Raw genomic sequence first — 8,307 nt, forward strand, 5'->3', positions numbered from 1 at the left:
TCCGCATCTTCACCGGCGCGCCGGTGCCGGCGGGCGCCGACGCGATCCTGATCCAGGAGAATGCCGAGGCGGATGGCGAGACCGTCACCGCCCTCGAACCGGTGGCGCCGGGCCGCTTCCTGCGCCGGGCGGGCCTCGACTTCCGTGAGGGCGAGACGCTGCTGCAGGCGGGCGACACCCTCGATGCCCGCCGCCTCGCCCTCGCGGCGAGTGCCGGCCACGCGACGCTTCCCGTGCGGCGCAAGCCCCGCATCGCCGTGCTCGCCACCGGCGACGAACTGGTCCGGCCGGGCGAGCCGGCGGCATGGGATCAGATCGTCGCCTCGAACGGCCTCGCGCTCTCGGCGCTGAGCCTGGAGGCGGGGGCGGAGCCGATCGATCTCGGCATCGTCCCGGACGATCTCGACAGCTTGCGCGGCGCCATCGGCCGCGCCCGCAGCGCCGGCGCCGATCTCCTCGTCACCCTGGGCGGTGCCTCCGTCGGCGATCACGATCTTGTCCAGGCGGCCCTCGGTGCCGAAGGGTTGGAACTCGGTTTCTGGCGGGTCGCGCTCCGCCCCGGCAAGCCGCTGATGCACGGACGGCTCGGACCGATGACGGTAATCGGCCTGCCTGGCAATCCGGTCTCCTCCATCGTCTGCGGCCTCCTGTTCGTGGTGCCGGCGATCCGTGCGCTGCTCGGCGATCCGCGTGCCGGCGCGGATCGCAGCGAGCCTGCCCTCCTCGGCCGCGACATGCCGGAGAACGACGGGCGCCAGGACTACCTGCGTACCCGCCTCGACACGGCGCCCGACCTTTTGCCGGTGGCCCATCCGGAGACGCGCCAGGATTCGTCGATGCTCTCGGTGCTCGGCACCAGCGAGGCCCTGCTGATCCGCCCGCCGCACGCGCCCCCGGCCAAGGCGGGAGACCCCTGCCGCATCATCCGGCTGGATCGACGCATCGTCTGAGCCGGCAGGAGCAAGAACCCCTCACGGCGCAAAAGTCTTGCATCCGCCCGATTTTCTGCCGAAGAGGGCGGCCTTCACCGGATTTTTGTCACCGGATCGAGCGGCGGGGTGCCGCCGGGCAAGCATGGGCGGGGAGCGTTGGCAGCGATGAGCGAAGCGCGCGAGTTGGGTTCGGCGGATATCCAGAAGGTGCTGGAGCTGCTGCCCCACCGCTACCCGTTCCTGATGATCGACCGCATCATCGAGATCGACCGGGACGAGAGCTGCATCGGCATCAAGAACGTCACCGCCAACGAGCCGCAATTCACCGGGCATTTCCCGGACCTACCGGTCTTCCCCGGCGTGCTGCTGATCGAGGGCATGGCCCAGACGGCCGGCGCCATCTGCTGCCGCCACATCATGGGCAACGGGTCGAAGACCAAGCAGGTCTTCTTCATGACCATCGACAAGTGCAAGTTCCGCAAGCCGGTGGTGCCGGGCGACCAAGTCCGCTTCCACATGAAGAAGATGAACCAGCGCAGGACCATGTGGTGGTTCCGCGGCGAGGCCCGCGTCGACGGAACGCTCGTCGCCGAGGCGGAGATCTCCGCCATGCTGGTGACGGAGTGAGCGCGGTGCGGGACGGCATTCATCCGAGCAGCGTCGTCGAGGACGGCGCCCGGCTCGGCGACGGCGTGCGGATCGGCCCCTTCTGCCATGTCGGCCCGGAGGTCGAGTTGGGCGAGGGGTGCGAACTCGTCAGCCATGTCGTGCTGGCCGGCCGAACGACCGTCGGCGCGCGCACGAAGATCTACCCCTTCGCCTCGATCGGCCATCCGCCGCAGGACCTGAAATATCGCGGCGAGCCCTCGACCCTGGTCATCGGCTCGGATTGCCTGATCCGCGAGGGCGTCACCATGAATCCCGGCACCGCCGGCGGCGGCCTGGAGACGGTGGTGGGCGACCATTGCGCCTTCCTGGCCAACAGCCATGTCGGCCACGATTGCCGTGTCGGCAGCCACGTGATCTTCTCCAACAACGTCATGCTGGCCGGCCATTGCACGGTGGGCAACTACGCCATCCTCGGCGGCGGCGCGGCGGTGATCCAGTTCGCCCGCGTCGGCGACCATGCCTTCGTCGGCGGTCTCTCGGGGCTGGAGAACGATTGCATCCCCTACGGCATGGCGCTCGGCAACCGGGCCTATCTCTCCGGCCTCAACATCATCGGCCTCCAGCGCCGCGGCTTCTCCCGCGAGGATATCCACGCCCTGCGCCGGGCCTACCGGCTGCTCTTCGCCCAGGAAGGCACCTTGATGGAGCGCGTCGAGGACGTGGCCGCCGAGTTCGACACCCATCCGGCGATCCACGAGATCCTCGCCTTCATCCGCGAGGGCGGCAAGCGCTCGATCTGCACGCCCCGCGCCGTCGCCGCGGCGGCCTGAGGCCGATGCTCGATCCCGCCCGGCCCCTCGCCCTGGTGGCCGGCACGGGCCGGCTGCCGGAACTCGTCGCGGCCTCCCTGGACGCGGCGCGGCGGCCCTTCCGCGTGCTGGCCGTGCGCGGCTTCACCGAGCGGGCGATGCGGCGCCGGGCGGATGCCGTCGTCGATCTGCTCGACATCCCCGGCACGCTGCGGATCCTGAAGGAATGGGCGCCCGCCGCCGTGATCCCGGCCGGGGGCGTCGCGCGGCCGAGCCCGGCCGCCCTCCTCAACGCCGCCCACGCCGTGCGCAACCGCGACCTCCTGAAAAGCCTGGCGGGCGGCGACGACCGGCTTCTGCGCGCCGTTCTCTCGCTTTTGGAAGAGAACGGGCATCGGGTTCTCGGGGTCCACGAGGTGGCGCCCGATCTGCTTGGGCGCGTCGGCCGTCTCGGCCGGCTGGAACCCGATGCCGAGGCAGCCGTCTCGATCGCCACGGGGCGGGCCATGCTCGGCGCGCTCAGCCCCTTCGATGTCGGCCAGGCCGCCGTGGTGGCGGGGGAACGGGTCATCGCCGTCGAGGGGCCGGAGGGGACCGACCGGATGTTGCTTCGGACCCGCGCCCTGAACCGAAAACCCTTCGGCTTCGGCACGCCCGCCAAGGGGACGGTGCTCGTCAAGCTGCCCAAGCTCGGCCAGGATCTGCGCATCGACCTGCCGGCCATCGGTCCCCGCACCGTGCGCCGGGCGGTGGAGGCCGGCTGCGCCGGGATCGCCATCGGCGCCGGGCACACCCTGGTGATCGATGCGCCCGAGACCGTGGCGGCGGCGGACGCGGCGGGTCTGTTTCTGATCGGGGTGGAGGTGGCGCCGTGACCCATCGGCGGATCTGGCTCGTCGCGGGCGAGGATTCCGGCGACCAACTCGGCGCCAAGCTGATCCGCGCCCTGCGGGCGCTCTCGCCCGAGCCGCTGACGCTGGGGGGCGTCGGCGGCGAGGCCATGGAGGCGGAGGGCTTCCGCTCACTCTTCCCCATCGATGACGTGGCGGTGATGGGCTACCTGCCGGTCCTCGCCCGTGCCCGCACCCTGCTGCGGCGCATCCGCGAGACCGTGGACGATGTCGTCGCGGCGTCGCCCGACGTGCTCGTCATCATCGACAGCCCCGGCTTCACCCATGCCGTGGCGACCCGGGTGCGCAAGCGCCTGCCGCATCTGCCGATCATCGATTACGTCTCGCCGAGCGTCTGGGCGTGGCGGCCGTGGCGGGCGAAGGGCATGGTGCCCTTCATCGACCACGTGCTCGCCCTGCTCCCCTTCGAGCCGGAGGCGCATCGCCGGCTGGGCGGCCCGGCCTGCACCTATGTCGGCCATCCGCTGATCGAGCGGCTGTCGGAGCTTCGCCCGTCGCCGGACGAGGCGGCGATCCGCGAGGGGCGCCCGCCGATCCTGGCGGTGCTGCCGGGTTCGCGCCGTTCGGAAATCGAGCGGCTGATGCCGGTCTTCGGGCAGACCGTCTCCGAACTGGCCCGTCGGGTCGGGCCGTTCGAGATCGAACTGCCGGCGGTGAGCCGTCACCGCGCCCTGATCGAACGGCTGGCGGTGGCCTGGGAGCGCCAGCCGCGCATCGTCCACGGCGAGGCCGCCAAGCACGCGACCTTCCGCCGGGCGCGCGCCGCGCTCGCCGCCTCGGGCACCGTGACCCTCGAACTCGCCCTGGCCGGCGTGCCGATGGTGGTGGCCTACAAGGTCTCGCGGATCGAGGAGGTCATCGCCCGGCGCCTGATCCAGGTGCCGACCATCGTGCTGCCGAACCTGATCCTTTCCGAGAACGCCATGCCCGAATTCGTGCAAGGTGATTGCACGCCGGAGCGGCTGGCCGGCACCTTGGCTCCCCTCATGGCCGGTGGGCCGGCGCGGCGGACCCAGCTCGACGCGCTCGCCCGCATCGATGGGCGGATGCGGCTGACCGGGGACGAGGAGCCGAGCCGGGCGGCCGCGCGGATCGTGCTCGAGGTGCGGAGGGCGGCATGACCGAGGCGGCACCCCACCGAATCGCGATCTACGTCGATGCCGATGCCTGCCCAGTGAAGGACGAGGTCTACCGCGTCGCGGCCCGCTACGGCCTTCACGTCACGATCGTCTCGAACAGCTTCCTGAACGTGCCGCGCGAGCCCTGGATCGAGCGTGTCGTCGTCGGCGACAGGCTCGACGAGGCAGATGATTGGATCGCCGAGCGGGCCGGCAGGGGTGACATCGTCGTCACGGCCGATGTGCCGCTCGCGAGCCGTTGCGTGAAGGCGGGCGCCGTCGCCCTCGCGCCGAACGGCAAGGCCTTCACCGATGCCTCGGTCGGGCTCGCCCTCGCCACGCGCAACCTGATGCAGGATCTGCGGGAGGCCGGCGCCATCACCGGCGGGCCCAAGCCGTTCTCGCCGAAAGACCGGTCCGCCTTCCTCGGCGCCCTCGACCGGGCGGTCATGCGCTGGAAGCGTGAATTCGGGATCTGACCGACCCCGCCGCATCGAAAGGCGTGTGAGACCGAGGAAATCGTCTTCGGCGGGTGCCGGCCGGAGCCCGACACTCAGCCGGGGACTTCGTTCTTCGCTCCGGGAGTCTCCGTGGCGGTCCGCCCAGGGATGCCGAGGATCTCCCGGCATCCCTGCTGCGAGGATCAGCTGCGCTGACCGATCGCCACGTAATCGCGCCGGTCCGGGCCGACATAGAGCTGGCGCGGGCGGCCGATCTTCTGCGACGGATCCTCGATCATCTCCGCCCACTGCGCGATCCAGCCGACCGTGCGGGCCACGGCGAACAGCACCGTGAACATCGAGGTGGGGAAGCCCAGCGCCTTCAGGGTGATGCCCGAGTAGAAATCGATGTTCGGGTAGAGCTTCTTCTCGATGAAGTACTCATCCTCGAGGGCGATCTTCTCGAGCTGCACCGCGACCTCCAGCAGGTCGTCCTTGAGGCCGAGCTCGTTCAGCACCTCGTGAGTGGTCTTCTGCATGATCCGGGCGCGCGGGTCGTAGTTCTTGTAGACCCGGTGGCCGAAGCCCATCAGGCGGAAGGGATCGTTCTTGTCCTTCGCCTTGGCGACGTATTTGCTGACGTTCTCGGGGTGGCCGATCTCCATCAGCATCTTCAGCGCCGCCTCGTTGGCGCCACCATGGGCGGGGCCCCAGAGGCAGGCGATGCCGGCGGCGATGCAGGCGAAGGGGTTGGCGCCCGACGAACCGGCGAGGCGCACCGTCGAGGTCGAGGCGTTCTGCTCGTGGTCCGCATGCAGGATGAAGATCTTGTCGAGCGCCCGCGCATAGATCGGGTTGACCGAGTATTCTTCGCACGGAACCGCGAAACACATCCGCAGGAAGTTGGAGGTGTAGTCGAGGTCGTTCTTCGGATACACGAAGGGCTGGCCGATGGTGTACTTGTAGGCCATCGCGGCGAGCGTCGGCATCTTGGCGATCATGCGCAGTGACGCGATCATCCGCTGCGACTCGTCTGAGATGTCGGTCGAATCGTGGTAGAAGGCCGAGAGCGCGCCGACGCAGGCCACCATCACCGCCATCGGGTGGGCGTCGCGGCGGAAGCCCTGGAAGAAGCGGTTCATCTGGTCGTGCACCATGGTGTGGCGCGTGACCCGGTAATCGAAATCCGCCTTCTGGGCGGAGGTCGGCAATTCGCCGAACAGCATCAGGTAGGCGGTTTCGAGGAAGTCGCCCTGCTCGGCGAGCTGCTCGATCGGGTAGCCGCGATAGAGCAGCACGCCCTCGTCGCCGTCGATATAGGTGATCTTCGACTCGCAGGAGGCGGTCGAGGTGAAGCCGGGATCGAAGGTGAACTTGCCGGTCTTCGCGTAGAGCTTGCCGATATCGACCACATCGGGGCCGATCGTTCCGGTCTTGATGGGCAGTTCGACGTGGTTGTCGCCCACGATGATGGTGCTGGCGGAAGCGCTCATGGGATCGCGGACCCTTTCTCGCGACGGGAACAGCACCGGAACGGAAGCCGAAGACCGCCCTCCATTCCGTTGTGGCGCCGCAGCGAAACACTGCGCCCGCTCACTGAAGCACCGGGTTAGCGGATCGGCCGGCGCCCAGCAACGGCCCGACACTCCCGGTGCCTTCGCAGATGCGAGAACCGCGCCCAGTCTGTTACCGTTTCAAGGGGATTATGTTCCCCTCCTCCGCGCCGAAAACAAGCCGGCCTCCTTTTGAGCCGGCGAGTGGCCCGTGGCGACTCAGGAGAAGAAGCCGATGCCGCCTTTCGACGAGGACGGCCCGGCATCTCCGGTGCGCCAACGGGCCGCGTGCGCCCGGGCCGGGCGCATGTCCCGTCGACGGGAGCCCGCGATCAGGCGGGCAGCCGGTCGCGCAGGCGCCCGAGCGCCTCGTCCCGTCCCAGCACCGCCAGAACGTCGAAGACCGGCGGCGAGGTGGCGCGACCGGTCAGAGCCGCCCTCAGGGGCTGGGCGATCTGGCCGAGCTTGACGCCCTCCCGTTCGGCGAAGGCGCGGACGGCGGCCTCCGTCGCGGCGGCGGTCCAATCCGGCAGGGCTTCGAGGGCGGGCAGCAGGGCGCGCAGGCGCTCCGGCGCGTCGCCGGCCAGCAGAGCCTCGGCCTTGGCATCCAGGGCCAGGGGGCGCGCCGCGTAGAGGTAGTAGGCGCTGTCGAGCAGTTCGACGAGGGTCTTGGCGCGCTCCTTCAGGCCGGGCATCGCTGCGACGAGCTTTTCGCGCAGGGCGGGGGTGAGGGAGGTCGGCAGGCCCCGCTCCGGCCCTCGGGCCGGCAGGATCGCCTCGATCGCATCGACCAGCGCCGCGTCGGCGCTGCCACGGATGTAGAGCCCGTTGAGGCTCTCCAGCTTGGTGAAGTCGAAGCGCGCCGCCGAGCGGCCGATCGCCTTGAGGTCGAAGGCGGCGACCATCTCCTCGGTGGAGAACACCTCCTGGTCGCCGTGGCTCCAGCCGAGGCGGACGAGGTAGTTGCGCAGGGCCGCCGGCAGGTAGCCGCGGTCGCGGTATTCCTCGACGCCGAGCGCCCCGTGGCGCTTCGACAGCTTGGCGCCGTCGGCGCCGTGGATCAGCGGGATATGCGCCATCGCCGGAATGTCCCAGCCGAGGGCCCGGTAGATCTGGCTCTGGCGGGCGGCGTTGGTGAGGTGGTCGTCGCCGCGGATGACCTGGGTCACGCCCATGTCGTGGTCGTCCACCACCACGGCCAGCATGTAGGTCGGCGTGCCGTCCGAGCGCAGCAGCACGAGATCGTCGAGGTCGCGGTTGGCCCAGGTGACGCGGCCCTGCACCGCATCCTCGACCACGGTCTCGCCCTCGGTCGGCGCCCGCAGGCGGATCACCGGCTTGACGCCGGCCGGTGCCTCGGACGGATCGCGGTCGCGCCAGCGGCCGTCGTAGCGCGGGGCACGGCCCTCGGCGCGGGCGGTCTCGCGCATCTGCGTGAGTTCCTCGGCGCTGGCGTAGCAATGATAGGCGTTGCCGGAGGCGAGCAGGCTCTCGGCGACCTCCCGGTGACGTTCGGCGCGGGCGAACTGGTAGATCACCTCCCCGTCCCAATCGAGGCCGAGCCAGCGCATCCCGTCGAGGATGGCGTCGATGGCGCCCTGCGTCGAGCGTTCCCGGTCGGTGTCCTCGATGCGCAGCAGCATTCGCCCGCCGAAGCGGCGGGCATAGAGCCAATTGAACAGAGCCGTGCGCGCTCCGCCGATATGCAGGTAGCCCGTGGGCGAGGGCGCAAAGCGCGTGACGACCGGTGACGACATCGGCGGCTGCGAAGCTTCTTCGAAAAAGTACGGGATGACGGGAGTGCGGCCTCGGCCGGCCTCCGCGCGGCTGTAGCACGGGCGAACCGATGCGTTAAGAATCCCTCGCGGCTGGCCGGTGCGGGGATTGCGCCGGTCTCGGAGCATGCGGGGGCATGGGCGAAGGGGGCGGCAGGGC

8 protein-coding genes are annotated in these 8,307 nt (G+C 70.0%); 6 read left to right on the forward strand and 2 right to left on the reverse strand.

Features of this window, described 5'->3' with window-relative positions:
• The 6 genes from MZTS_RS22840 to MZTS_RS22865 all read left to right on the forward strand — a co-directional run.
• Positions 1-950: molybdopterin molybdotransferase MoeA (locus MZTS_RS22840; protein ID WP_192285538.1), on the forward strand; the 950-nt coding region annotated here is incomplete at its 5' end.
• A 147-nt stretch (positions 951-1,097) separates the two neighbouring features.
• On the forward strand, positions 1,098-1,559 hold the full coding sequence (fabZ, locus tag MZTS_RS22845; RefSeq protein ID WP_192285539.1) for a 3-hydroxyacyl-ACP dehydratase FabZ: 462 nt from the start codon (positions 1,098-1,100) through the stop codon (positions 1,557-1,559).
• Positions 1,560-1,564: 5 nt separating this feature from the next.
• Entirely contained in the window at positions 1,565-2,371 is an 807-nt protein-coding gene (gene lpxA, locus MZTS_RS22850; RefSeq protein ID WP_192285540.1) for an acyl-ACP--UDP-N-acetylglucosamine O-acyltransferase, read from the forward strand.
• Between the two features lie 5 nt (positions 2,372-2,376).
• Complete coding sequence (locus MZTS_RS22855) at positions 2,377-3,225, forward strand: LpxI family protein (protein ID WP_192285541.1); 849 nt, start codon at positions 2,377-2,379, stop codon at positions 3,223-3,225.
• Positions 3,222-4,382, forward strand: a complete 1,161-nt coding sequence (gene lpxB, locus MZTS_RS22860) for a lipid-A-disaccharide synthase (protein WP_192285542.1) — start codon at positions 3,222-3,224, stop codon at positions 4,380-4,382. The genes MZTS_RS22855 and lpxB overlap by 4 nt, the downstream gene beginning before the upstream one ends.
• The gene (locus MZTS_RS22865) at positions 4,379-4,858 is read left to right on the forward strand and encodes a YaiI/YqxD family protein (protein WP_192285543.1); all 480 of its coding nucleotides are present in this window, start codon (positions 4,379-4,381) and stop codon (positions 4,856-4,858) included. The genes lpxB and MZTS_RS22865 overlap by 4 nt, the downstream gene beginning before the upstream one ends.
• Before the next feature lie 164 nt (positions 4,859-5,022).
• Here the strand turns inward: MZTS_RS22865 and gltA are convergent, their stop codons facing one another.
• Both gltA and gltX read right to left on the reverse strand, forming a co-directional pair.
• Positions 5,023-6,312 carry a citrate synthase gene (gltA, locus tag MZTS_RS22870; protein WP_192285544.1) on the reverse strand — a complete coding sequence of 430 codons (1,290 nt, stop codon included), beginning with the start codon at positions 6,310-6,312 and terminating at the stop codon, positions 5,023-5,025.
• Between the two features lie 392 nt (positions 6,313-6,704).
• Positions 6,705-8,129: a glutamate--tRNA ligase gene (gene gltX, locus MZTS_RS22875; protein WP_192285545.1), complete on the reverse strand. Its 1,425-nt coding sequence runs from the start codon at positions 8,127-8,129 to the stop codon at positions 6,705-6,707.
• Positions 8,130-8,307 lie beyond the last annotated feature (178 nt).

The organism is Methylorubrum zatmanii (genome assembly GCF_014845115.1).
GTDB classification, from domain to species: domain Bacteria; phylum Pseudomonadota; class Alphaproteobacteria; order Rhizobiales; family Beijerinckiaceae; genus Methylobacterium; species Methylobacterium zatmanii.